The 24,979-nt window shown below is 58.4% G+C and carries 19 protein-coding genes and 2 pseudogenes; 9 read left to right on the top strand and 12 right to left on the bottom strand.

Annotated features, from left to right (window positions below; genetic code table 11):
• Positions 1-380 precede the first annotated feature (380 nt).
• The 3 genes from AC5ZGW_RS40530 to AC5ZGW_RS40540 all read right to left on the bottom strand — a co-directional run bounded on the left by AC5ZGW_RS40530 (position 381) and on the right by AC5ZGW_RS40540 (position 5,697).
• Positions 381-2,120 carry an alkaline phosphatase family protein gene (locus AC5ZGW_RS40530; RefSeq protein ID WP_207231102.1) on the bottom strand — a complete coding sequence of 580 codons (1,740 nt, stop codon included), beginning with the start codon at positions 2,118-2,120 and terminating at the stop codon, positions 381-383.
• Between the two features lie 466 nt (positions 2,121-2,586).
• Positions 2,587-3,966, bottom strand: a complete 1,380-nt coding sequence (locus tag AC5ZGW_RS40535; RefSeq protein WP_245474962.1) for a cytochrome c peroxidase — start codon at positions 3,964-3,966, stop codon at positions 2,587-2,589.
• Between the two features lie 657 nt (positions 3,967-4,623).
• Positions 4,624-5,697, bottom strand: a complete 1,074-nt coding sequence (locus AC5ZGW_RS40540; RefSeq protein ID WP_349645112.1) for a DUF72 domain-containing protein — start codon at positions 5,695-5,697, stop codon at positions 4,624-4,626.
• A gap of 95 nt (positions 5,698-5,792) precedes the next feature.
• Here AC5ZGW_RS40540 and AC5ZGW_RS40545 point away from each other — a divergent pair, with 95 nt between their 5' ends.
• Both AC5ZGW_RS40545 and AC5ZGW_RS40550 read left to right on the top strand, forming a co-directional pair.
• Positions 5,793-6,143, top strand: a complete 351-nt coding sequence (locus AC5ZGW_RS40545; protein ID WP_496114082.1) for an FAD-dependent oxidoreductase — start codon at positions 5,793-5,795, stop codon at positions 6,141-6,143.
• A gap of 121 nt (positions 6,144-6,264) precedes the next feature.
• Complete coding sequence (locus tag AC5ZGW_RS40550) at positions 6,265-6,696, top strand: FAD-dependent oxidoreductase (RefSeq protein WP_130228716.1); 432 nt, start codon at positions 6,265-6,267, stop codon at positions 6,694-6,696.
• A gap of 95 nt (positions 6,697-6,791) precedes the next feature.
• On the opposite strand, the pseudogene AC5ZGW_RS40555 reads toward AC5ZGW_RS40550, so the two are convergent.
• The 6 genes and pseudogenes from AC5ZGW_RS40555 to AC5ZGW_RS40580 all read right to left on the bottom strand — a co-directional run.
• A pseudogene (locus tag AC5ZGW_RS40555) lies at positions 6,792-6,908 on the bottom strand (helix-turn-helix domain-containing protein); the annotation flags it as partial.
• A 601-nt stretch (positions 6,909-7,509) separates the two neighbouring features.
• Entirely contained in the window at positions 7,510-7,890 is a 381-nt protein-coding gene (locus AC5ZGW_RS40560; RefSeq protein ID WP_130228715.1) for an NUDIX hydrolase, read from the bottom strand.
• 1,596 nt (positions 7,891-9,486) lie between these two features.
• Positions 9,487-10,913, bottom strand: a pseudogene (locus AC5ZGW_RS40565) (DUF1254 domain-containing protein).
• Positions 10,914-11,279: 366 nt separating this feature from the next.
• Complete coding sequence (locus AC5ZGW_RS40570) at positions 11,280-12,881, bottom strand: arylsulfatase (protein WP_130228721.1); 1,602 nt, start codon at positions 12,879-12,881, stop codon at positions 11,280-11,282.
• A 302-nt stretch (positions 12,882-13,183) separates the two neighbouring features.
• Positions 13,184-13,300 carry a tautomerase family protein gene (locus AC5ZGW_RS40575; RefSeq protein WP_496114086.1) on the bottom strand — a complete coding sequence of 39 codons (117 nt, stop codon included), beginning with the start codon at positions 13,298-13,300 and terminating at the stop codon, positions 13,184-13,186.
• Positions 13,301-13,305: 5 nt separating this feature from the next.
• A complete protein-coding gene (locus AC5ZGW_RS40580; protein WP_496114083.1) occupies positions 13,306-13,500 on the bottom strand; it encodes a hypothetical protein in 195 nt (64 codons plus the stop codon).
• A 419-nt stretch (positions 13,501-13,919) separates the two neighbouring features.
• Between AC5ZGW_RS40580 and AC5ZGW_RS40585 the strand changes: the two genes are divergently transcribed.
• From AC5ZGW_RS40585 to AC5ZGW_RS40600, 4 genes are all read left to right on the top strand, one after another.
• Positions 13,920-15,011 carry an ABC transporter substrate-binding protein gene (locus AC5ZGW_RS40585; RefSeq protein WP_130228714.1) on the top strand — a complete coding sequence of 364 codons (1,092 nt, stop codon included), beginning with the start codon at positions 13,920-13,922 and terminating at the stop codon, positions 15,009-15,011.
• A gap of 16 nt (positions 15,012-15,027) precedes the next feature.
• Positions 15,028-15,945 (top strand): carbohydrate ABC transporter permease, encoded by a 918-nt coding sequence (locus AC5ZGW_RS40590; RefSeq protein WP_496114084.1) that lies wholly within the window; start codon positions 15,028-15,030, stop codon positions 15,943-15,945.
• Positions 15,942-16,721, top strand: a complete 780-nt coding sequence (locus AC5ZGW_RS40595) for a carbohydrate ABC transporter permease (RefSeq protein ID WP_130228712.1) — start codon at positions 15,942-15,944, stop codon at positions 16,719-16,721. The genes AC5ZGW_RS40590 and AC5ZGW_RS40595 overlap by 4 nt, the downstream gene beginning before the upstream one ends.
• A gap of 368 nt (positions 16,722-17,089) precedes the next feature.
• Complete coding sequence (locus AC5ZGW_RS40600) at positions 17,090-17,407, top strand: hypothetical protein (protein ID WP_130228711.1); 318 nt, start codon at positions 17,090-17,092, stop codon at positions 17,405-17,407.
• Positions 17,408-17,655: 248 nt separating this feature from the next.
• On the opposite strand, the gene AC5ZGW_RS40605 is transcribed toward AC5ZGW_RS40600, so the two are convergent.
• Positions 17,656-18,720 (bottom strand): lysozyme family protein, encoded by a 1,065-nt coding sequence (locus AC5ZGW_RS40605; protein ID WP_245474961.1) that lies wholly within the window; start codon positions 18,718-18,720, stop codon positions 17,656-17,658.
• A 298-nt stretch (positions 18,721-19,018) separates the two neighbouring features.
• Entirely contained in the window at positions 19,019-19,333 is a 315-nt protein-coding gene (locus AC5ZGW_RS40610) for a hypothetical protein (RefSeq protein WP_130228710.1), read from the bottom strand.
• Positions 19,334-20,152: 819 nt separating this feature from the next.
• Between AC5ZGW_RS40610 and AC5ZGW_RS40615 the strand changes: the two genes are divergently transcribed.
• From AC5ZGW_RS40615 to AC5ZGW_RS40625, 3 genes are all read left to right on the top strand, one after another.
• The gene (locus tag AC5ZGW_RS40615; protein WP_092226167.1) at positions 20,153-20,362 is read left to right on the top strand and encodes a cold-shock protein; all 210 of its coding nucleotides are present in this window, start codon (positions 20,153-20,155) and stop codon (positions 20,360-20,362) included.
• Between the two features lie 237 nt (positions 20,363-20,599).
• Positions 20,600-20,839, top strand: coding sequence for a hypothetical protein (locus AC5ZGW_RS40620; RefSeq protein WP_130228709.1), 240 nt, complete (start codon positions 20,600-20,602; stop codon positions 20,837-20,839).
• A 695-nt stretch (positions 20,840-21,534) separates the two neighbouring features.
• Positions 21,535-22,875: a transposase gene (locus tag AC5ZGW_RS40625; protein ID WP_130228707.1), complete on the top strand. Its 1,341-nt coding sequence runs from the start codon at positions 21,535-21,537 to the stop codon at positions 22,873-22,875.
• Between the two features lie 679 nt (positions 22,876-23,554).
• Here AC5ZGW_RS40625 and AC5ZGW_RS40630 read toward each other — a convergent pair.
• Positions 23,555-24,886, bottom strand: a complete 1,332-nt coding sequence (locus AC5ZGW_RS40630; RefSeq protein WP_496114085.1) for an FAD-binding oxidoreductase — start codon at positions 24,884-24,886, stop codon at positions 23,555-23,557.
• Positions 24,887-24,979: the final 93 nt, after the last annotated feature.

Raw genomic sequence — 24,979 nt, forward strand, 5'->3', positions numbered from 1 at the left:
ACGGGTGACGCGATCTGCACGGTCTGCGGAGCTGCGCTGGAATCATGGTCGGAACGCACCCACGTTCCCATTTATGAATTTGTAGAACCTCCGGACAGAAAGCCGAAGTGATTAGCGTGACGGACGAAATCCCCTCATGTCTGTTCACGGTCCTTCGCGTCGATCTGACCGTCCGCCGGCCACTTCCGGTCTTCCCGCTTAGCCGACATTCTCAGAGTCCGTCGGCATGTGTCAAACGTGCCAGAAACGGACACAAGCAGTTTAGCGTGAACTAAGAAGATGCTAGCTGCGTAATCGCTACCGCCGGTGACGCGATGGTCCGCCGCAGGTAATGCCTGCGGCGGGCCAGTTGTCGTGGCTCAATCGTTTTCGGTTGTCGGTTAGTGGTTGTGATCGTTATTTTGGCCCTGATCGTTATCGTGGCGGTGATCGTGACCGTCGTTGTCGCCACCCGAGACGATCGATCCAGTGACTGCATCGAGAATGAGAGGACGCCTGTTCGGCTTGCCCTTGAAGTCGAACATGTTATCGAGCGAATTTGCATACCGGTCGACGGATCCCGTACCCTCGGGCGGAGCAACCGGGCCATCGATGAAGCCCAGCTTCCAATTGTCCTCGATGAAGCGAAGCACCGAGGCCTGATGAGTCAGGGTGTGATCGATGAAGTTCGGTTTCGCATAGGGCGAGATCACAAGCAGAGGCTGGCGCGGGCCGAGGCCGCAGCGCGCGGCGTCGGCACCAGGTTTCGGCGTGCCGCAATTGCCGGGGCCAAACAGGAAGTCGAGGTTGGTCGCCGACGGGGTCAAGACCGGAGGCATGACGTGGTCGTACCAGCCATCGGAGTCGTCCCAAACGATGACGATCGCAGTGTCCTTCCAAAAGCGAGACTTCTGGATCGCGTTGATTGTCTCCACGATAAAGCCTTGCTCCGTGAGCGGATCGGAGCTTGAGGGGTGGCCGTACTGATAGACCGGCGCCTTCACGTAGCTCACCGCGGGCATTGAGCCGGCGTTCAGCGACGTAAAGAAATCCGAAATATCGTACATGTGGTTAGCCTGGTCGGTCTTGCCGATCATCTCCGGCGAGCTCGGCCGCAGATGGTGCGGGTTGCGCGTGCTCGCATATTTCATGAACGGCGTGACGCCGGTGCTGTAGTCCCTGGCGAGCGCGTGAATGTCCACGCCCGGGTTGTTGACGCTCGGGTTCTGCACCAGGTAGGTGCGGCCGTTGATCTCCATCTGATGGGCGCTGTGCGTCGTGTTGCAAACCGCAGGCGTCAGCACCTTGCCGTTCGCGTCTAACGTCGCAGGCTGGCTCGGCAGGAAGCCACCCTGGAAATAGCCCCAGGTCACCTTCTTCTCGTTCAGCAGATCGCCGACGTTCTTGCCGGTGAATTCAAAAGTCCGGCCGTTGCCGCCGCAATCGTCGAGATAACCGGGCAGGTTCGCGTCAACGAGCGTGACCGACTGATCCTTCGGATTGACGTAGAAGCCGGAGGTGTTTGGGTTGGCTGGGTTGGCGGGGTCGTGAATGACGATGCCATGCGTGGTGCCCGCAATGATATTGGCGTGTCCGGGCACGGTGGGGCCGTAAGTCGTGGAGAAGGAATTGTCGCTCATGGCGTAGTATTGAGCGTAGTTCCACATCGCTGTGACGGTGTTGCCGTCGAAATAAGTCATGACGGTTGTGCCGTCCGGCTGGCAACCCGAGCCCTTGCCGGCAGTGGTCTCCGGGAATTGATCGACCTTCCCGCCATTGTACGCCTTTTGCTCGGGCTCGTAGTCGTGGCCCATATCGCAGGTGACGGCGTTGGCCGGACTAGATCGGGTGGGATTGGCGGGGACTCCGAATATGCTCCGGTTCGGATTGTTCTTCAGCAACTCAGGCGTCAGGGTGTGGGCCTTTGGGGTGCCGGGGCGCGCCACGAATTTCGGCGCAGGCACGCCAAGCCAAGTCTGCTCGCCTTTAATATTCGCCGCGTGCGGATAGGTCCCGAAGTAATGATCGAACGTTTGGTTCTCGGGAATGATGACGACGACGTGCTTGATGGGCGTTCGCGTATCGTCACCATGGTTGCCCCGATCACCGTCGTCGGCGTGACCGACGGAAGAGCACAGCACCAACGATGCCGCTGATAAGCAAAGAATTCCACGAAGATGATGACGAACAGGTGTTGGCCATAGCATGGGAATACCCTGTGGAGGAGCAAGGAAGCGGCTCTCAAATTGAGAGACAGCGAGAAGAGTCGAGCGGTGTTTAGAAGTGGTTTGTTTCAAGGGTGCGACATTTCGGCGAAGTTGTTCGAACGTTCGCTCGTGGGGTTAAGGCCGCCACGGTGTTCATCATCGGTAGTGAGGGCCATTCTTCAAGTATGCCAAGTGCGACGCCAGAGGTTAGGCAATCGCCGAGACCGATGCCGCGTGCTGTATGAGTTTGGACCGGGCGACCTTGGCCGCGATACGCTCACGCGCGTCTTTGATAGCCGCTCGATCACGCTTTGATGGCCAGAGTCCCCGATTGAGGTCGGCCACGCGATTCGATGCAGCGAGCTCGACCTTTTTTTTGACGATGACTGACGAGGGCCAGTTACTTGGCCGATTGCTTCCTGTTAGATTCGAGCTGCTGTCGCAGAGCGACATAATGAGCGTCGTGGACGGCCTTGTTCAGCAGCGACCATGGTTCCGCGCGACTGACAGCAGGCTGCACCTCGACACTTATACAGTGATTGTAGTTTTGATATTCGCGCGCCGCGTCGTCGTATTTTCCCGCAGTTGCATTGCTGCCGACCCGTTCCAGTATCGCCACGGCTTCCTTGAGAGCATTGCGTGCAGCGTCGCGCTCTTTCTCGCCGCCTGACACGCCGGGGGTGCCCTGCTCCGGAATACGATCCATCACATCGTTGAGATCACCACCAACGGCTGCGACCGTGAGAGAAATGACGCCATTGTCATGCGCCTGAATGGCGGTGCCGAGCACGCTCGCGAAGTCGAAAATGTCCTGCAACAGGATCGCCGTGGTGAGGGGGTCATACGGCTGCACGGCGTCGCCGATCGCCTTCAGATAGGCGACCATGTCGGCCCGATCCTGGGTCGAATAGCCGAGCGTGAATGAGCGATCGAAGTAATCGACGACCTGATCGAGATTAGTGAAACGCGCGTCGTGAAAGTAAGGCGCGTTGAAATCGGCGTTCAACAGCGTCGGCGTCTTGTAGAGCCCGCCTGAGCCGACATCGTGCCGCTTGTTATCGACGAACGCGGCGGACGGAATGTGACAGCCCGCGCAGCTCAGATCCGCGTCATGCGGAAAAGGCTTCTTGAACAGGGCCTCGCCGCGCCGCTCCGCCTCGCTGGCGTCCGCCGCCAATTTTCCGCCGATACTGATGCGGGGGTTGGGCAGAAAATCGATATCCTCGATATAGGCGACCAACGCATCAAGGATCGCAGGCGCGGGATCCGGACCTGAGAATTCATCGACGATCACGGTGCGGACAAAATCGCGCAGCGATTCCTTTCTGCCGTCGCGGCCGTAAGGCGCGAGATAACGCGCGCCGCGCAAGCTCGGAACCCGAACCGGATCGAGAACGAAATTCTCGGCTTTCGGATTGAACAGAGCGCTCGTCGTATCAAAACCGCCAGGACGGATCGACAATCCTGGGATGAACAGCTTCCCATTGGAAGAACCGTTGATGTGGCATGTGCCGCAACTGACGTCGCCCTTCAGCGCGGTGCCGCCGAGAATGGCAGGCGTATTAAACGCCATGTTTCCGAGCTTCACCAGATATGATTTCTGACCTTCGATGGCCTCAGAGTGAAACTGCTCGCGCGGCTGATCGACCGCGTCATCGTCCAGCTCGGTTCCGACGGGAAGCGACGTGTTCACGCCCTCGATCGGAAAGGCCAATGCGTGCTGAAGAACCAACACCGATGCAAGGCCCGCGGCTGCCGACAGAAACACGCGAACGATCACCTGCTAGCCCTCAATTTTGCGGAACGACATGTTGAAGCCAGCGAAAGCCTGATCTCGCCGACTGCTCGATGATTGACGTCGGTGTTTTCGGCAGGACCGCAACGTTCCCGACCGAAATCAGGCAGTGCATGGAGGTCGCCTCGGCGTCATCGATCTGAGGTCGTTCTATCAATGTTACGATTGCTGTTTTGTGACAGCCTGATGTGCGGCGATCAAGTTATTCGAAGACTTCTTCTATGGCTATGGAAGTCAAATGCCATTGAGGTTAGGGGTAGCAGCAGCGAGCCGCTCTTCATGGCTTCGGCGAAGACTCTGGGAAACTCAAAGCGCTGGATGAAGGAAGACGGTTCAAAGGTGAGCAGTCGGGGTCCGAGCTGGATGCCCAGGCGACAAGAGCCCTTGAGAAAGCGCGGGCCATGCCGCCGGGCTAGATCGGATAGAAGCCATGAGCTGGAGCTGATCGATGTTTTCTGGGATCATTTTCGACGTTGAAGGGACGCTGGTCGACAGCGTGCCCCAGAACCTTCAGAGCCTGCAAGAAGCTCTCGAACGCTTCGGCCATCAGGTGCCGTACGGCACGCTTCAGCTTTACTCGGGCAGAGTGCATTCCTTACGGAAACTATCCGCACACAAGGAAAGCCCGGGACAGAATCTCTCCTACCGTGAATTTTTCAGCTGGCGCTTAGCACGGGTATTGCCGTCTAATCTATTGGTGCGGACAGATTCGGCTCGGGGACTAATGCCGAGCGCTTCTTGGGCCCGCGGCGTTGATCCAAGCGGCGCGTTGGACGTTTGCGATACACGCAAAGGTCCTGGGTCCTTCCGAAGGCGGGTAAGCGATAGTTCCAGCATGCGCCGCAGGACTGCCGCGTTTTTGGGGGCGTAAGCGTCGTTGTCATTGTTAAAATAGACCCAGGCTCTCTTTGTCCCGCTTGCTCTTATCCTGTTCGCCCAGCTCTCCAGTTCGCTATTCGAATAATCGTGCCGATACCAGCGTTTGGGGCCGTGCAGGCGGACGTAAACTTCATCAGCTGTCCGGATAAGCTCGTCCGGCAGTCGCGGCCCGCTGCAGGAGCAGAAGATTATCCCGGCCTCCCGAAAGGCTCTGTAAACATCCTCATTCCACCAGCTCACGTGCCGAAACTCCACGACGTTGCGGCGCGCGGGATCGAGCTGGCTCACGATCGCATCCAACCGCCCTTTGGTGTAGCGGTAGCTCGGCGGTAATTGAAACAAAAAGCATCCCATCCGCTCGCCAAGGATATCGGCAATGATGCCAAAATCCCGTATGAGCGTCTTCGTGCCCTTGAACCGTTTTACATGTGTGATGAGATCGCAGACCTTGACCGAATAAACGAACTTCCTGTTGCCGGGCTGGCGCCGCCAGGCCTGCACGTTCGCAACGGTCGGCCACGAGTAGAAGGATGCGTTAATTTCGGCCGTATCGAAACGCTTTGAGTAGCGCTCGAACCACTTTTCCTGTGGCACGCGCGCATAGAACGAGTTCCGCCATTTCCAGTAACGCCAGCCTGAACATCCGACAAAGACGGATGACTTCAGTTTAGGCAAGCTCTTTGGGGTCTGGCCCGCCGTCCTGAGCCGAGCTGCATGCATCTTCGCGGCGCGTTTGACATTGTCCTCGCGCTGCTTTTCCCGACGGAGCCTGCGCCGCTCACGCCGCTCGTCGAGCGTCAATTCCTTCCATTTCGCTGCTGGTCGCGCGCTCGACATGATGTTCTTTCGTAATGCCTAACGAACGAAGGGGCGCAAGGGGTTCCCACCCGCGGGAGGCGTCCTATATAAATTGCGAAAGAGAGGTGCTCGCCATGAAAATCGATGTGGTTATCGTTGGCGGCGGACCTGCCGGACTAAGCGCAGCTCTGATCCTGGGGAGATGCCATCGCCAGGTCCTTCTTTGCGATGACGAACAGCCGCGCAACCGCGCTCGCAGGCCATCCATGGTCTGCTGGGGCGTGAAGGCCGATCTCCATCCGCGTTTCTCGAAGAAGCCCGACAGGAACTCACCCGCTACAAGTCTGTTTCAATCCGCTGGACGCGGGTCAACGATATCACGCCTGCCGACGAAGGCTTCGAGTTCACCTGCGCCGACGGCACAACGGGGATTGCTTCGAAAGTTCTTCTCGCAACCGGCATCGTGGACGAACTCCCCGAGATAGCGGGTGTCGAGGCTCTTTACGGTGTTTCAGTCCATCACTGTCTGTACTGCGACGGTTTTGAATATGCCGGTAAACCCGTTACCGCTTTTGGCAAGGGAGATAAGGGGGCGGACCTGCCGTCATGATGAAGCACTGGATGGCGGATGTTGTGGCTTGCAGCGATGGCACCGAGATCAGTGCGGATGCGGCGCGTAAGCTGAAACAACACGGAATACCCTTGCGGAACGAGCCGATCGCATCGGTTGAAGGCGCGGAGGGGGTGCTCACGAAGATCAGATTCAAAAGCGGTCCTGACCTTGATCGGGCAGCTCTGTTTTTCTCGACGGGTTGCCATCAGGCATCGGACCTCTCTGAGCTCCTTGGTTGCAAACGCGATAGAAAAGGAGGGGTCGTTACGGACTCGGCCACGGAGGAAACCAGCGTGCCGGGCGTATATGTTGCCGGCGACGTGTCGCGCGACGTTCTGCTCGTCGCGGCCGCTATCGCAGAGGGAGCCAAAGCGGCAGTCGCTATCAACAAAGCCTTCTTGCTGCGTGACGGGTTCTGCGAGTGAAGCGCACAGGCGTCCGTCACGAGAATGATCCGGAAGCCCGACCACCGATCTTGCCGGGTAAAACGCCTCCGGTCTCCTCGCCTCAGCTTCTTCCACTTCGTCACACAGGACGGACTGATCTGAAGCGCTGCCGCAATCGAAGGAGCAGTCTCCCCAGCGTCAGCCTGCGCAAGAGCCCGTTCGCGAATGTCTTCCGGATAGGGTCGGGTCATCCATGCTGGCCCCCGTTCTTCAGCATGAAGTTCGAATCAGAAATTCCTCCAATGGGGAAACTCGATTCCGCTAAAAAGACCAGCTACCAGCCGCAACAACTTATAGGGAGCCGGAATGCCCTTATCTCGCCCGTTAAACGGGGGGGGTGCACTTCCGCACTGTTCCTACGTTACGCGCAGCCCCCTGACACGCTTTCTTGTCTAGGGCGGGAACAAATGTTCACTTTAGCACTTAGTGAATCACTCTTTGGCAGGGATAGAGTGATGAACTTCTTCAGCGGCGATAAATTTCAAGGAGCAAAGACCCATGAGGAGCGCCGGTGTGAATGCGGTGCTCAACCAAAGCTTGCCTATCGGCTGATGGATTCGCGGCGAGGGCTGACGGTCCGCATATTTCAGTGCCAGTGCGCAAAGCGCACATGGACCGAAGATCGGGAGTAATGCCAGCAACTGGGTGCCGCTCCTAGGAGATGCTAGCCACTCTGTGATGTGGGCGGCGATTTCGTCCTGAGGCTTTCCGTAGCTTCTCCTCCCGATTTGGTTGCAGCGGTTCCGCACCCTCGATCCGGTAGACGGGACCTCCTACCTCCGATCTCGCTCGTCAGGCCTTCCCGAAAAGCTTGTCCCGGATGTAGCGCGAGGTCGGCGTTAGCCGGATACCACGGGGCTTTTGCCAGACCGCGCGACTGATTTCCCGTTTGTCGCCGATTGCCAGTCTTCCCTTTGCGCTTGTGGCTACGAAGATTGCGTCGCTCATCTTGCGGCCCGACCGCTTGTTTCTTGCTTTCACTTCCTTCCAGAGCCGCAACCGGCCAAGCTTCAGCTTCGGCAGCTCCTCCTTGATCTCGCGCCGAAGGCAAGCGAGATCCGTCTCTCGCGGTCGTTTGCGTCCGCCAGGGAACATCCACCGCCCGTCGGACCGTCGTCGCACCAAGAGAACCTTGCCGCGCTTGACAGCGACGAGCTTGGCCGACTTCGCCATTTCTCAATGAACCTCATCAAACGAATCGACTAACCCGATGAGTTATACCCCGAACCGTGCTTTCTTGGTGAACGCGCTGCGCCGCGAGCTCGGAGTGTTCCGTCGCCATCGGTCAACCGAGAAATTTGGCAGCCGGCCGAGCCCGCTTACCACCCTCTAGGTAATATCCAGTGGAATGCCGGCACCGCTCTCATCGGTTACCGAAATCGGGCAGTTCATGCCAATGAGCTCCGGCCGCGACTCCCGGAGGGACCGGACGAGCTTGATTGCCACGATTTGCGCGGCCGTCTCGTCCGGCAAATCGTGCACCCGTGGTCGCTCACAATGCGGCTGTCGACGAGTTTAAAATGATAGAGCGGCATAGAATTGCAGGTAGCAATTCGAATGCCAGAATTTGATCAAAGTGAAGAAGTCCAGACGGTGGGCAGCCCCCAGCGCGCCGCGCCCAATTGGGGACGAGGCCCAACAGGAGGTCATCGGGGCATGCCCGGGGTTGGAGGCCACGCGCCCTCGCCAAACTGGTGGAGCAAATTATAGACCACCGCGATAGGCAGCTCGGCTATCTCGTCGGGGGTCAATTCGCCACCGATCTCGGCCAGCCTAATTCGCGCGGCCTTATCTTGATCAGGAGTTGTTGAGGCTTCTTCCATCTTCTCCCCAATATGCGACATTGACAGTCAGCATTCCAGCTCGGAACTTCGCCAGACCCAGTACCGGCCATTGGCTACGAAGTCCCAAGAGACCATCTACGGGCCTCTGTACGCCTTAACCGAGCGTACAGCCGAGGCGCGTAAGCGCTGGGCAAGCTCGCCTGTACAAGCGCACCTCGCCTTGCAATGCCCGATCCTCCCACGCTGGGGTCGCTCAGCCCCCTGATGGCAGTTGCATCTTATCGTGTGTTACCATGGCGCTTCGCGGGTGCGGCACCTACGTGAAGATCACGCCTGAGGGCGCCGAGCTATTCGCCTAAGACGCCGCCAAAACTTTATTGCGCAAAAGTAACGAGGCATTGACCAACCAAGACATTCCGAACCGCAAACTACCACTTCCGCAGAACGTTCCTAGTCTTGGATATCAGGAACGTTAGCCGCGCTGGACGGGCGAGCTTAACCCTGCGTCGTACTCGCCCCGGGATAGAGCGCAATGACGGAACCAATAGCTTCGCCAATGTTTGGGAAAAAGTGGAAAGTGTTCTTCTTTCCCGGTAGGGAGGCGGCCCCGGCGTGTTCCCTATTGCCCCTCGCTGAGGCCGTTTCCTTCTCGACCTGGAGGAGAACTGATGAAATGGTCAGTGCTGGCCAGTCCAGCTTTGGCCCATCCTCGTAAGGATGAAAGCGGCAAATGGCGGCGGGGTCATGATCGTGGAAGTGTTGGGGTTTCGCTGCTCACAGAGCCTGAGTTCAGCCACCTTCTAGGACATGTACCCATAATATCGAGCGTGCTGGATGCGAGCCGCTCAATGTCCGGTTTGCACCTGATAGCGACCGAATAGCGGACATCGCGGAAGGTCCGAAGTGGGCCAGAAGCCGGCATGCGTCCAATCTCGGGTATACGCAGCGGCATTTGCACGTCGCTGCGTTCTTGGGTCGTGTTATTTTATTGAGCGCTCAAACTCTGCAGTGCCTGCACCGGCGTGACTGGGGGCGGGTTCCACTTGCCAGTCAGCGCCTCCGACTTCGGGGCATATAAACGCATCAGCAAGTTGAACGCGCCCTTCGGGCGGGAAGCCAGTTGTTTTCCTTGTCAGGCCCAGGACTTTCGTTCTGGAAGTACAGGTCGAGCGGTCCATCCGCGTTGTATTTCAGCGGCATCCAACTGCTGAGGTTGAACCGATTGAGGGGGTTCGCGACCTGGAAGCCTTCGGCGTCATACAGCGTAATAGACCAGAATGCATACGCTGGTGGCGCGCTCGCCTTGTCAAAGCTAAGCGTATATCTGTTCGCTCCGTCGAGTGGTCTGCCGTTCTCGTCGGCAAGGTTGATCGGGTATATGGCATCCTCTGGGAGGTTTGCGCCGAGACCGACCTGGGTGACAATGGCGCGTTTCAAGTAGTAGTTGCCATAGACGCCCATCGTGTCGGTGTTCATCGACCAACCGTTAACGACGCGAGCGAGCGCCGGTATCTTCCATGCCATCAGTTTCTGCGCTTCCTCGGGAACGCCCGCGAAAGCTTTCCGGATCGCGGGGTCGAGTTTCTGAACATCAAAGCTTTTGCCGGGCTCGAAGCCGACCTTCTTCAATTGGGCGATGATTGGCTGATCGGTGATGTGCGGCGGGATCGTCTTGAGAAGCTCGGCGGCATGTGCAAAGTATTTTTCCGCAGACATCGTGTCCACTTGAACCTTGGGCGGCGTCTTCATGTCTACCGTGGGGTCGATTGTCACTTTGGCTGGCACAGGGGGCTGGCCCCACTCCGAGAGCGGCGAGACCTTATACCCTGCCTGAATTTTATTGACCGCCTCGTAGTCTGGTGGGCCGTCAGTCTTGGTGCGGCCGATGATCCAAACGATAGGCGTCGGTGCTTCGATACGCGTCAAGCCTTGCGGAATGGTGCCGCTCCAGCCGGGTGGCGTCAGCAGGAAATTGCCTGCCTGCGTGCCAGTGGTTCGCCATCCGGGCGAAGCAAACACGTTGCTCCACATGTCCAACATCGGAAGCAAGTAGTAGCGCCCATTCGTGTCAGGTACCGATACGACCATCGGCTCCTTCGTCATGTCGAGCCATGCAGCGGAGTACAGGGTGTCGAAGTTGTAGCGAACAACGCCTTTGTCGCTGGCTGATGGATATGCATGCATACTCTGGAAAGTGTTCATCGGCCCTCTGCCCGGAATTTTACCGGACTCGATGTTGGTGAACACCTTCCGCGTGACATCCATTGAGATGAGCGGATAGAAATAGAGATAAGCATCGACCGCGATTGACCGAGCCTCTTGTTCTGTGACTGCGGTCTGGGCTCCGGCAGGAGCTGGCAAAGCGGCCAGCAAGCTGGTGCCGACCAAGCCGGCCAAACATGCGTGCTTCATGATGCCCTCGTGCGTCTGTTGTTGGGTACGGCAAGATTGTGTTTCCGCATAGCGAGTAAGATACTGGCTTTGCGGCCGGTGCCGCGTAGCCATCATAGGATGTGCTTCTGACACGCGCTATCGCAGAATGAACCTGAACCAGCGAGAAGGACTTCTTCTCTGTCCAAAACCAGGACGGCCGAAGTCCGCTCCGGGTTAAAAGCCGTAATACTTGCGGCGAGCGAATCGAGTCCGGTTTGCCTCTGAGAGCGGACCACATCGCGACAGATCAAATCTGTCGCAATGGGCCACGACCAGACATTTTGGTTGGCTAAGAACGTGCTCAAGCGGGCAACCTGCGTGCAGTCCGCCCGCAAGAGCAGTTATTCAATTGCCGGGACCCTTTGCTGCCGCCTCTGCCTGCTCCATTCTTTTCGCCATCTCTGCTTTGACGGCCTCGAGATTGAAACTCGCGCCGCGCTGCATCGGCGGGAAGTCGAGGAACGTTTGCAGTTCTTTGCCTACGACCTGCTGAACGAAGACAAAACGCCAGAACTGGTACTTGAACCAATCGAAATACTGCTGCCCGCCTTCCTTCGTTCCATTGTTTGGCCAGCCCGTGCGCTCGAACGGATCGAGCCGCAGGTTGGTGATGTAGGGCACATCGGGCTTGGTCTTTTCGCCGATCCAGCCTGCCGGCTGGTCGATGAAGCGGAACTTGTAGTCGTCGATCCGCACCGCGCCGACCGTGCTTTCGCCTAGATAAAAAATCTCGTGGCGCTTGGAAGGTCCCTTGCCGGTGATAGCGTCCATCTGGTTGTAGCCGTCCAGATGGTTCTTGTAGACCCGACCGCCGATTTCCTTGCCTTTCAGCAGTTCCTCAGTGATGTTCGGATCACCTGCCGCAGCCACGAGGGTCGGCAACCAATCCAGTCCGGAGAATATTCCGTTCTGCACCGTCTCAGCAGGCACTTTTCCCGGCCATCGAATGATCGCAGGCACACGGAAGCCACCCTCAAGCACCGTCCCCTTTGATTGAGCGAACGGGGTCTGACCGCCGTCGGGCCACGTAAATACCTCCGTGCCGTTGTCCGTGGTGAAGACAACGATAGTGTTGTCGTCCACGCCGATATCTTTGAGTTTCTTCAGGACGAGACCAACGTCGTCATCAAGCTGTGCCATTCCGGCTTCTTCTTCCGACCAGCCGTTATCGGAATTGCGCATCGCCTCGTACTTCGGCGAGAGATGCGTCACGATATGCATCCGCGTCGGGTTGAGCCAGACGAAGAACGGCTTACCATCCTTCTTGGCTCTATCGATGAAGTCGATAGCGAAGTCGCGAATTTCGTCATCAACCGTTTCCATGCGCTTCGGATAGAGTGTACCGGCGTCCTCGATCCTCTGCTTTCCGATCTGGCCCCAGCGGGGCATCTCGGTGGGATCATCTTTGTCAGTCGCCCAGCTGTGAACCATGTTGCGTGGGCCGACGACGTTCAGGAGGTTCTGCGGATAGTTGGGATGCGCGGGATCTTCCATAGCGTCAAGATGATATAGATAACCAAAGAACTCATCGAAGCCATGGACGGTCGGCAGAAATTCGTTCTTGTCACCGAGATGGTTCTTACCGAATTGACCAGTTGCGTAGCCCATCGATTTCAGAACCGTCGCAATGGTAACCGCCTCGGCGGGTATTCCGATCGAGGCACCCGCCTGACCTACTGTGGTCATGCCAGTGCGGATTGGTAGCTGGCCCATGATGAAGTTCGCGCGGCCCGCCGTGCAGCTCGCCTCAGCATAGTAGTCGGTGAAAAGCATTCCTTCCTTGGCCATCTTGTCGAGGTTCGGCGTTCTGCCTGCCATCAGACCGCGATGGTAAGCTCCAATGTTCCACATGCCGATATCGTCGCCCATTATGACTAGGATATTGGGTTTTTGACCGGGCTGCTGGCCAGAGGCAGGAATGCTTCCCATAGTCGTGGTGGCACACATCGCGAGAAAAGCGCCACAGATACTTCTGAACGTGCTCATTGGTTGTTGTTCTCCTTAGTGTCGGTTGCAAGGAGCTTCGGTGAGCATCGGACGTTTGCCCGAGCACGCGAAAAGCTTGAGGCAGGGTGCGACGCACACGTTGATCCAGATCAATCAGGGCCGCTTTGGGTCATTCGCGTCTATTTGACCGGCCGCCAATCACTTCCGGTCTTCCCCGATCAGCGGACATTGTCAGAACCCTACGGCTTGTCTCAAAATGGGCACTTGCAGACATTCTCGCTTGAGGCGGCTTCGCGGCATGCTCAAGGGTTCACGAACACGTCCTCCGGCCGGAGGCCGGGGCTATCGCCGAGCAGCTCCGCGATCCGCCGGAACAGTGCCTTCTTTTGTTCGACCGTGCGCGTGCTAAAGACGCTGATCTAGATCAGGACGAGATGCGAAGGGCGGCGCCGTAGCGGAAGTTCGCAGCGCCATGTTCGCTGATGGTCGTGAATTGGTTGCCTCCAAGCACGAGGGCTTCTCGCATCGCGCGGTAGAGGCTGTCGAAGATTGCCTGCCGGTAGGCTTTCGGCTTTCCGGCGCGCAGTGAGATACGGTTAGTGGTGACCGACCGAGACACGAAAAATCGCTGACGATCATGTCGGCTGACGTAGTCGGGTGACATCAGCCGACTGCGACGGTCGGAGCGCAAAATCGAGCGGGTTCTCTTGGCCGATAGCCGTTGCCGAGCCTCCATACCGAAAGCGCGAGGCGGTAGCATGTTTGCTGCTTTTCCCGCCCAGAATGCTGTGGCATGATGGCGTAAACACGAGCCGCAAAGGCTTTGCCATCGGGAGGGGTCCAACATGGATGAGCGTACGTCGCTGTCTCGTCGCAAGCTTTTGCACAGACTGGCCGGCACGGGAGTCATCGCCGCGGCCGATCTGGCGTGGTGGGATTCTCCGTTCATCGCGCCGCGCAAGGCCTGGGCCGCCGAGCCGGTGCGCTTTCAGTGGAGCGTTCCCGAGCCGATGCGCATCGCGCTGATGAACTCGCTGGTTGAGCGATTTTGCGGTGCAGATCGAATACGTGCCGCAGGCGCAGGCGCGTCAGAAGCTCATCAGCGCCATCACTGGCGGAAGTCCGCCCGATCTCTGCCAAGCCTGGGACAACTGGGTCGGCCAGTTCAACGGCATGGGCGCTGTCGAAGACATTTCCGCGCGGGCAAACGCCTGGAAGCACTACGCTGATGTCGCACCGACGGCTTGGCACACCGTGACCATCAACAACCAGATCATTTCGCTGCCACTCGCCGTGACGCTCGACGGGATTTACTACCGCCGCGACCGTTTCAAGGAACTCGGCCTCAAGGAGCCGACCCCGGACTGGACCTGGGACGAGTTCCTCGCCATCGCGAAAGCCTTCACCAGGGCGGACAAGAACCAGTATGGCTATGGCATGCGCGGCAGCGGCACCTGGGCGCTGCTCTATCCGAGCGAATTCGCCTACGCCAACGGCGCCGAAGTGCTCAAGGACGGCAAGGTGGTGATCAATTCGAAGGAAGCGATCGATGCGCTTTCCTGGTATCTCGACCTCGCGCTCAAGCACAAGGTCACGCCGCCGAGTGCCGCGACCGACGGTTTCGTCGAAATCGTCGAGACCTTCGGACGCGGCGTCACCAGCATGTACCAGCACAATTCCGGCTCGAGCGGCCAGCAGAAGAAGAACGTTGGGGTCGACAATTTTGCTACCCTGCCGCTGCCGATTGGGCCGGCGAAGAAGCGCGCCTCGTTCTGGTTCTCCGAGACGCTCACCATGTTCAAGGGCGCCAGGAACAAGGAAGGCGCCTGGCAATTCATGAGCTTCATGCTCGAGGACGAGCCGAGCCTCAGATACAACTCGACCCTCGGCCTGCTGCCGGCGCGCAAGTCGATCCTCGATAGGCCGGAGTTTGCCAAGGATCCGGCATTGGCCGGTTTCGTGAACTCTTTCCCGATTGGGATCGTCAGCCCGTATCTCGCCTATCCCGGCTGGGGCGGCAAGATCGACTCCGATGGCGTGCCGCTGATCCAGCAAGCGATCCTTGGAAAGATCTCCGCGAAGGACTGCCTCGACCGCTTCGCCGACATCCTGAGGAAGGAAATGTCGTAGGCGTCGGGGAACGGTCATGGTCACGCTGTCCCTCGCAAGGCCCCGCAGGCGCCCGCTGATCAGCTGGCGGGTGCGCAAGCTCCTGATCGGCTATTTGTACCTAGTCCCGGCCGCGCTGTGCATGCTCGCGACCGTCGTCGTGCCGATTATTCTGGCGATCAAGATGAGCCTCTATGCGGATGTCCTGTACAAGCCGCAGGACTACCGCTTCATCGGACTTGGCAACTATGTCCGCCTGGTTCAGGACCCCGTGTTCTGGCTGACGCTGTGGAATTCGGTGGTCTGGGTATTCGGCTCGGTCATCCTGCAATTTGTGTTCGGCTTTGCGGCAGCCCTGCTGCTGCAGCAGGCCTTCACGGGGCGCGCGATGGTGCGCACACTCACCCTGCTGCCCTGGGTCGTGGTGGGACTGATCTGGCAGTGGCTCTATCAGCCGAACTACGGCGTCATCAACGACCTCCTGATTCGGGCCGGGTGGATGCACGAGCGGCTCGCCTGGCTCTCCTCGCCGGACACGGCGATGGCGGCGGTCGTCTTCACCAATGTCTGGCGCGGCATCCCGTTCTTCGCCATCATGCTGCTGGCGGGATTGCAGTCCGTGCCGGACGAGCTCTACGAGGCGGCCCACGTCGACGGCGCCGGTGTGCTGGCGCGGTTCTGGCACATCACCTTGCCGTTGCTGCGGCCGATCATCGTGGTCGCGACTGCGACGCGGATCATCTGGACCTTCAACTATGCCGATTTGATTTTTGTCATGACGGGCGGGGGCCCCGCCAATGCCACGCAGATCACCTCGACCTACACCTTGCTGCAGGCATATTCGAGCCTCGACTTCGGCTACGCCGGCGCGCTCTCGGTCGTCCTCCTCGTCGTGATGCTGGCGTTCACGGCGCTCTATCTCCGCATCACTAAAGGCGTCGAGGAAACCGAATGACAGCTCGCCACGCCCCAAAAGATCTTGCCGAGCGGTTGCTGGGCGGCCCGGTGGTCTGGGTCGGCCTCATGCTGCTAACCGCTTTTGCGCTGGGGCCGTTCCTCTGGATGTTGCTCACATCGCTGAAAACTCGCGACGAGCTCTACGCAACGCCGCTGCAATACTTGCCGGTGCACCCGACCTTCGAGAATTATATCGATGCCTGGACTTCGCCGGTCACGCCGTTTTCTCGGTTCTTTCTCAACAGCCTGTGGGTGTGCTCGGTCACGATGGTCGCGACCACAGTAGTGTCAGTGCTGGCCGGCTACGCCATCGCCCGCTTTCGTTTCGCCGGCCGCGATGCGCTGCTGCTGATCTTTCTTGCCACCCAGATGTTTCCGAGCGTTCTCCTGATCGCGCCACTGCTCACGCAATGGCGCGCGCTCGGCCTGATCGATACCTACCAGGCGCTGATCTACTCGAATTTCTCGTTCACCGTGCCGTTCACGGTCTGGATGATGGTCGGCTATTTCAGCTCGATCCCGCGCGACCTCGAAGAAAGCGCGATGATCGACGGCTGCAACCATTTTGGTGCGCTGTACCGCATCGTGCTGCCGCTCGCCGCTCCAGGGATCGCCGCGACCGCGATCTTCGCCTTCGTCGTGTCCTGGAGCGAATTGCTGTTCGCGATCTCGTTCACCACCGAGACCAGCATGCGCACGCTGTCAGCTGGGTCCTCTACATGGTCGGGCAGTACGAGATACAATGGGGGCCGCTGTCGGCCGGCGTCATTTTGAGCACAGTCCCAGTGGCGGTGCTGTTCAGCTTTCTGCAGCGCCATTTGATCCACGGGCTCACCGCAGGAGCGGTAAAGGGTTAACCGAGACAACAACCCAGAGCGTTACAACATACTCAGTGTCCCTCGAGAGCGCAAAATTGGCTAGTTCGCGTAATGGATCCATACACCCTAATGTCGCTCATTGGCACATTTGAGACATGCCGATGGACTCTGAGAATGTCCGCTCATCGGGGAAGACCAGAAATGACCGACTCCGTTAATCAATATGAACGGTTGTTCCAACACCTAGCGGTGATTTAATGTCGCACGCCGGAACGCTGAACATCCGCGGTCATTAGCACTCCACACGTTAAAGGGAGTGCTCGCATGAAAAAGTTGATTATCGCGACGGCAGTTGGCGCAGCCGCGCTGCTCGGTGGCTCCGCTGCAAACGCAGCAGGCAACACGGTGAAGGCAAAGGCCGCAACCGACGTAACTCAATCATCGACCGACATCAGCTCTCGTGGTCGGCACTATCGCCATTATGGCTATCGTCACTACCGCCCGCATTATAGAAGCTATGGCTACGCTCCGCGGCCGTACTATGGCGGCGGTTATGGTGGGCCGTACTATGGCGGCGGGTATGGTTACGGCGGGCCGAGCGTAACCTTTAGCTTCGGCGGAGGCGGATACCGCGGTTGGTAATACAAAACAGCCCGCAGCAATACGGGCTTTTTCTTTACAACATCGCGAGCTGCTCCTGCTTTAGCCTGTAACCAACGTCCGCTTTGCTACGCATTACGGACTGAACTCGGCATCGAGCGAGATCCGAAAAGTGCCATGAGTAGACATCGGCACTTGGTCGACCACCTCGTTAGCGGCGATTTCCGAATCCTGAAGTGAGACGGGCTCGGCGGCGGGATGCGGCAGCTTCTGCCGACCACGCAACGGAATTACTGCTTCGCCCCTGCGGCGACGGCGGTCGCCATGTACTTCGAATGGAATTCAGCGACCCGCGCGCGCCACATGCCGACGAACGCCTCCGATGTCACCTTGTCCACCGATTTCCACGCCTTCTTGAGGGCCGGAAGGGTGTTGCCCCAGATCGCGCGTTTGCACCACTTCTCGCCCTTCTCCCTGCCTTCGCTGGTGGCGCACATGGATTTCCAGGCGATGCGATCGGGCTGGCTGATGTGCTCGGCGGCGCCTTCCCAGCCCTGCTGATGGATCAGGTAAAGATCGTTCAAGTCCGGCTTCCGGTGCGTCATCCACTCGAACAGGATGCCTTCGGTAATGATCTTGTAGGCGGCCGCAACGGCATTGTCGCGGGGACTGCGAATCTGCCCAAAGCCGAATTTGCTGAACTCATATTCGCTCAGCTGAAACAGGCCGATATACGACCCGGTGCGTTGATTGGGGTTGAAACTGGACTCGATCTTGGCAACCGCTTTCATGAAATTGCAATCGAGACCGAACGCGTCGGATGCACGTTTGATTTCCTCGACCGGCGTTCCGACCGGGATGTCCTTGAGCGAACGCAGGACGGTCTCCGCCGGCTTCTCGGCGGGCGGCACTTCGGACCAGACGTAATAAATGAGATATTGGAAATCCTGCGTCGCCGGCGCTGGGTTGGAGGCAACACCGGTCTCATCGCTCGTTGTCGGCGCCGGTCGGGTGGCCTCATAGTGACCGAACGGCACCGATCTTGTCCCGATCAAATCGTCGCCTGCTTTGGCGTGGGCCGACGATGGACCGGAAGCAGCATCAGGCATCGAGCCAAGCGTGACTTCCTGCAATGGCGGCTCAGGGGCGGGCTCGGGCTGCGGCCGCGGCAGGGCCTGCATCATCTGCTCGCGTAGCTTGACCAGACCGTCGAGGCGGTCGGACTGCAGCGCCGGCACCTCGTACGGTTGCTCGAGCGAGGCGACCTCGGCCGGGCGCGAGGCGCGTTGGTGGACCGCAACCAGGATTAGCGTACCTATCGCCGCACCGGTGAAGATGACCCTGAAGGCGAGCATGGCAGCGAGCTTTCCATGCGCAACGGGGCGACAACATGGCGAGATCACGACCGAGCCCGGAATGTGTCCGAATCACGTATCAGCCAAGCGCCGGAAGCGGACTTTAAGCGGGCCGCTGCCCATGTCCGCCTTGGGTCAAGGGCGGGCGATCGAAGGACCCACAAGCTCGGTCCGGTCTACCCCAGTAAGCTGACGTGGCAATCTTCAATCCGGGTTTCGGCCATGGGCCAGAAGGCGAAATAGCTACGCAGTTTGACAGCGACAACTACGCGTCTATGGCTGCCTCGCTCACGGGCCTCTAGCTGCCGTACGTTGGCCATGCATACATGAGCCAGATGGCTGGCAGCGGGAAAGTAACGATGGCAGATCGATAGAAGGACTGCGATCGAGTTGGTTCGTCATTGCTGAGAAACCCACGAAAGAAAACGATCAAAATCAGAATCGCGTAGATCGCCAAGTTAAGCAACAAATCTTGCTTTGGTGAGAGCGGAAAGTTGAAGAGATGCTGGGCGCCGAGAAGGAGCGCAGACAGCCCTATTAGCTGAAAAAACGCGGTGAAAACGCCGAGGACTAAGCCAATAACTAGCCCTGCCATTGTGGGAAGCGCATGCACGGTTCGTGCCCCTACCATTAGCTTGCTTTCTGTTTAAAGGAAAACTCGCTAAAGTTTAGTATCGAGAGTCGCTCAAAGTTGGGGTGTTGACGCCGCTGTCGGGCCGCGAGGCCCGCTTTGGGTCAAAAGCGCCGATTGGAAGGTCGACCAGTCACTTCCGATCTACCCCGATAAGCAGACGATTTCCGATCCCGCGCGGCACTCGCATTCGGGCCAGAAGCGGACGGTTCACTCCTCATGCAATCCCTCAGGGAAGTGCAGGCACTATGAGCGAGACACAGCCCTGATAGGGTTCAAACATCACCGCACTACCCCCTGATATCTATCGGTGCTCAGACCGCCTGGTGCGCTCCCGCCCCCTCTCGTACTTGCCGAAAAGGGAGCGCCTTGAAGCGCAGCCGCCCCTTCTTGGTGCGGGTCCGGCGAAAGACAAGCTTCTGCAAAGATCAAGCAACTCAACACTGCCCTCCATGTGAACGACTGGTTCTGCTCGCCCGGACTGCGACCATCCGAACAGCCAACGAACGACGATCTGGCTCCAAGCACTCAAGTCGCTCCCGCAATCAATCACCGGGTTCGACGGGCTCTTAACTGCGGAACAAATACACCAACCATGACGGGAAGCACGGTTGGCTTTTTTCTTGAAGTCTCTCAACTGCTGGTATATTATTTCAAGCATCGATACTGGCCGAACACCTGTTCCGCTTTCGCCTCAGATCCTGACGGCGCGCACGTTTCAGACATTCTCCAACATCGACTAACGGGAACACTGGCCGCAACTCCGCGCCAGGTCCTGCGCGTATACGAAAGGAAGACCTGATGAACACAGGTACAGTGAAGTGGTTTAACACCCAAAAGGGCTTTGGCTTTATCCAGCCGACAAACGGCAGCAACGACGTCTTTGTTCATATCAGCGCGGTCGAACGCGCCGGTATGGGCACTCTGAGCGAAGGTCAGACGTTGTCTTATGACGTCGTCGCAGACCGTCGTACGGGCAAGTCCGCTGCCGAAAATCTTCGTGCTGCTTAATTAAGAGACGACAGACCTGTCGCTCTAGCCACGGATGTACTGGCAGAGCTTGTGGTCCTGCCCCGCCCCTGAGTCATCGGGAGCGGGGTTTTTGTTCAACCCGTGAAAGCGATTCGCTTCGGCAGTCGGTCCGGGTGGTCGCCCAGCTACGATATCCCTCCGCCGACTAGGTCGGCATGTTCATTAGGCGTGGGTGCATCCGGAACGTGGCATGGTCGGTGCAAAGCTGGAGATACAATGAGCATCGTAAAACGTCATCTGATTGAACAAGAAGAGCGCCTGGTACTCATCGAGGAAATTTGCATCGATACAGGAGCGCTTGTCTTGGATACCACGACCGACGAAGTCTACTTTTCTGCAGACGAAGAGGCGTACAAGAACGCCTACGTCACCGTGTTTCAGGCTTGGGCGCAGGGCACGATTAAGGGCACCGCAGAACAGGTCTTCGAGGCCACGAAATCTATTCTTGAGGACTAGCCCCGCTAAGACACAACGGGTCAGCACGTGAGCGCGCGGCGAGGCTGTCCCGGTCGGATCAAGGCCGTACGCACTGCTCAGCATGACTGGAGCCCCCCCGTCACGTGTTAGGTCAAGTCTTGCAGACCGCTCGTGGTTTCTCAGACCGCCAGTCATTCTGCGGGTACCTTGTATTTGCTTTCACCAGCCTGAGCCCGAAGCAACAGTATGCATTGCGTCACACACACTCCACGCTAGAGCAGCCGTAAAGGTTGAGGTAAACACATGTCGCATGTCTTTAAGTTAAATGAAGACGTTCGCCACCAACCCCAAGGCCCACAAGGACGGGCCACAACTGAACCGCCAATGACTTACACAATCGTCCAGCATATGCCCATCGAGTCCGATGGACGAGTTAGATACCGCATCAAGTGCAAGTCCGAGAAAATCGAGCGAGTCGTTACGGAAGATCAGCTTTCGTATTTTCAGTGATTTTCCGATCGAAACCAAAACCTGAGAGGATTCCGACGAAGGTCCGCTATGGGTCATTCGCGTCGATTTAGCAGCATCTCCGCCGTGTCCGGTTTGGACTTGACTGCAGACGTGCCAGATACCATCGCGATCTTCGCCTTCGGGCCGATTTTGTTGAAAAAGGCGGCTGTTGCGACGCAGAGGTATCAGTGATTCAGTCTGTCTAGTTGGCAGGATTGAAGGTCATGATGGGGCATCGGCAAGTCGAACAGGTTGCGTTGTTCTATGAGTTCTCGCTCGAAAGACATATCCCCGCCGACCACCTGCTGCGGTCGATCGATAGATTTGTCGACCTTGAGCAGGTCAGGCAGGACTTGGCGCCCTTCTACAGCAGTATCGGTCGACCTTCGATCGATCCCGAGTTGATGATCCGGATGCTATTGATCGGTTATTGCTTCGGCATTCGATCGGAGCGGCGGCTGTGTGATGAGGTCCACCTTAACTTGGCCTACCGGTGGTTCTGCCGGCTCGGTCTGGACGGGGCGGTGCCGGATCACTCCACGTTCTCCAAGAACAGGCATGGCCGCTTTCGGCAGAGCGATCTCTTCCGTCGCGTGTTCGAGAGCGTCTTGCGCCTGTGCATCGAGGAGCGACTGGTCGGAGGCGAAGGATTCGCGGTTGATGCGAGTCTGATCAAGGCTGATGCCAATCGGCAGAAGGGGATCGAAGGCGAGAAGGGCCTTCCGCCGGACGCGTCTGGCCGAGCGATCGATGAATATCTGGCCGTCCTCGACGATGCCGCTTTCGGAGCCGCGACCGAGGTTACCCCGAAGTTCGTGTCGCCCTCCGACCCGGCCGCGCGCTGGACTGGGGCGCACGGAGGCCAAGCCTTCTTCGCTTATTCGACGAACTATCTGATCGACGTCGAGAACGCGATCATCGTTGATATTGAAGCCACCACGGCGATCCGACAAGCCGAGGTCCTCGCCGCCAAACGCATGATCGAACGTTCGATGGAGCGCTTCGACCTCTATCCTGACAAGCTCATGGGCGACAGCGGCTATGGGTCAGCCGAGATGCTCGGCTGGTTGGTCTATGAGCATGGCATCGAGCCTCACGTTACAGTGTTCGACAAGTCGGCCCGCACAGATGGGATCTTCTCGCGCGAGGACTTCACCTATGACCACGCAGGGGACGTCTATCGCTGTCCCGGCGGCAAGATTCTCGCGACAACCGGAGCGCTGGTGAACGACGGTGCCACGATGCTTTATCTCGCCAGCAAACGCGATTGCGATCGATGCGCATTGAAGTCCCAGTGTTGCCCCAAGCAGGCTTCACGGAGGGTACCACGCTCGATCTACGAAGGCGCTCGCGACATGGCGCGCCAGATCGCAAGATCATGGGAGGGCCGCACTTCGCGTCGGCTCCGCAAAAAGATCGAGATGCTGTTCGCGCACCTCAAGCGCATTCTCAAGCTCGATCGCTTACGGTTACGAGGCCCAAACGGCGCGCGCGACGAGTTCACCCTCGCAGCCACCGCCCAGAACCTTCGCAAGATGGCCAAGCTGATCCCGATGCCCGCATAGAAGCCGGCACAGCCGCTTCGCCTCTAGCGCCATTACATCGAACTACTGTCACCTTTTTCAACGGAATCGGCCACATGCAGACCGACCACGTTAGTGTCATTGCCATCGCGGCTGGCTGTTCCTTCCTCTTCCAACCAGCCTAAGTGAAACTTGTCCCGGTCTATCGCCGCCTCACTAACCATCTCACCAGAATGTACGGAACAGCGAAACCGAGCACGTCTACGGCCGTTCCAAGGTTTTTCCATTCCCGAGGGCTATAGCCGCAGAATACATACCCGACGTGACCCGCATAATAGACAAGCGGGTATACAACCGCGAACCCAATTAAGCCTGCGAAGACTGCCTCGCGCGGCTCCAATACCTCATACCACGCTGGCTCTTTCATCGCGGGTCCTGGTAGCCAAATAGTTCGTGCGTCAATTACGATACGATATTCCCATGAGCGTAGGCCAAAAACGCCAACCATTGATGTTGGCGAACGCTCAATTTTGAATGAGCGGCAAAGTCCGCGTTGGGTCAATCTGCGACATCGGGGCATGATCCGGCGACTTCCGCTTTGCCCCCGATAACGGGCATTCGCCACGGCGGTCGGAAGGTCGGTTAAGTGCCAAGAGCGGACTCGTGCACTGCAGCAAACAAAACAATTATTCGCTTAGTCCCGTTGGCGCGTCGACCCGCGTTACGGATCGATAAGCACTCCCGGGTTAAGCATGCCTTGTGGATCGAGTTCTCTTTTTGCTACCCGAAGCGCGGCCGCGAAAAGCTCCGGGCGCTGACGATCGTACCAAGGCCGATGATCACGGCCGACAGCGTGATGATGCGTGATCGTACCACCCGCCTCAATCAGCGCGTCGCTGGCCGCATTCTTGATCGCCTGCCACTGCTCGAGAAGAGCACCGTGTCGGCCGAGGGCGTGGAAAGAAAAATAGGGCGCGGGCCCGTCTGGATAGACATGGGTGAAGCGGCATGTGACCTCGCCTTTCAGGCCAGTCGCTTCGAGGATCGATCGTTCCGTTGCCGCCTTCACCTTGTCGTGGAAACTTTCGAACCGATCCCAGGTGATAGCGGTCTCAAACGTGTCGTTGATGAGACCGGCCGGCGTCAAAAACTCGCGCGCATAGGGCATGCGAATAAATGCACTCCGACAGATTCCGGCTGCACCTTCGAGATGTGCATCGCCGGCTTTTGCGGCCTCTGGGGTCCCCCCGTGGTCGGCGCAGCATTCAAGCGCACGCATCATCCAGGCGTCCGGCGAATGATCGCCGGATTCAAAGCCGAGCACCATGATCGCGACACTGCCGTCGGCCGCACCGGTATTGAACGCCTCTTGCGCGTCAAGGATGCGGCAGTTCGATGGATAGAGGCCGGCTTGTGCGATGGCGCGCAATGCGCGTGCCGCGCCGAAGAACGAATGGAAACGAACCGATGCACCGGCACGGAATTTCGGACGTGGCTGCAATCGCATCCACGCGCGCGAAATCACGCCGAGTGTGCCTTCCGAGCCTATGAACATGCGGTCGGGGCTCGGTCCAGAACCCGATCCTGGCAATCGACGCGTTTCCAGTACGCCGCGCGGCGTCACGACGCGCAGGCTTTCGACGAAATCGTCTATATGCGTGTAGAGACTGGCGAAATGACCGCCCGATCGCGTCGCGATCCAGCCCCCAAGGGTTGAATATTCGAAACTCTGCGGAAAATGCCGCAACGTGACGCCGTGCGGCTTAAGCTGGTTCTCCAACGATGGACCATAGGCACCGCCTTCGATCAGTGCGGCACGCGATATCTGATCTACCTCGATAACCTTACCGAGATTGCGTAGGTCAAGTGTAACGGCCGCCTTATAGCGAATCCTATCGACTCGCGGCTCGACGCCGCCACAGACGCTCGACCCGCCCCCGAACGGCGTCAGCGAGGCGTTGACACCACCCGCCCAATCCATCACAGCGGAAATCTCTGCTTCATTGCGTGGATATGCGACCACGTCGGGCGCGCTCTCATAATCGCCGAGCATGCCTCGCACGTAGTCCGGATAGGATTTGCCGTAGGTATGCGCGACCCGGTCGTAGCGTTCGCTCGTACAGAAAGCGGCGAGTGAGGTCGGCAG

Source organism: Bradyrhizobium sp. Crot121 (genome assembly GCF_059512385.1).

Coding starts and splice junctions, on each gene's coding strand:
- AC5ZGW_RS40620 (WP_130228709.1), top strand. CDS start 20,600: ATGAGCATCGTAAAACGTCATCTGATTGAACAAGAAGAGCGCCTGGTA.
- AC5ZGW_RS40595 (WP_130228712.1), top strand. CDS start 15,942: ATGACAGCTCGCCACGCCCCAAAAGATCTTGCCGAGCGGTTGCTGGGC.
- AC5ZGW_RS40590 (WP_496114084.1), top strand. CDS start 15,028: ATGGTCACGCTGTCCCTCGCAAGGCCCCGCAGGCGCCCGCTGATCAGC.
- AC5ZGW_RS40545 (WP_496114082.1), top strand. CDS start 5,793: ATGAAAATCGATGTGGTTATCGTTGGCGGCGGACCTGCCGGACTAAGC.
- AC5ZGW_RS40615 (WP_092226167.1), top strand. CDS start 20,153: ATGAACACAGGTACAGTGAAGTGGTTTAACACCCAAAAGGGCTTTGGC.
- AC5ZGW_RS40570 (WP_130228721.1), bottom strand. CDS start 12,881: ATGTGTGCCACCACGACTATGGGAAGCATTCCTGCCTCTGGCCAGCAG.
- AC5ZGW_RS40550 (WP_130228716.1), top strand. CDS start 6,265: ATGATGAAGCACTGGATGGCGGATGTTGTGGCTTGCAGCGATGGCACC.
- AC5ZGW_RS40540 (WP_349645112.1), bottom strand. CDS start 5,697: ATGTCGAGCGCGCGACCAGCAGCGAAATGGAAGGAATTGACGCTCGAC.
- AC5ZGW_RS40605 (WP_245474961.1), bottom strand. CDS start 18,720: ATGCTCGCCTTCAGGGTCATCTTCACCGGTGCGGCGATAGGTACGCTA.
- AC5ZGW_RS40630 (WP_496114085.1), bottom strand. CDS start 24,886: ATGCTCGGCGATTATGAGAGCGCGCCCGACGTGGTCGCATATCCACGC.
- AC5ZGW_RS40600 (WP_130228711.1), top strand. CDS start 17,090: ATGAAAAAGTTGATTATCGCGACGGCAGTTGGCGCAGCCGCGCTGCTC.
- AC5ZGW_RS40560 (WP_130228715.1), bottom strand. CDS start 7,890: ATGGCGAAGTCGGCCAAGCTCGTCGCTGTCAAGCGCGGCAAGGTTCTC.
- AC5ZGW_RS40625 (WP_130228707.1), top strand. CDS start 21,535: ATGATGGGGCATCGGCAAGTCGAACAGGTTGCGTTGTTCTATGAGTTC.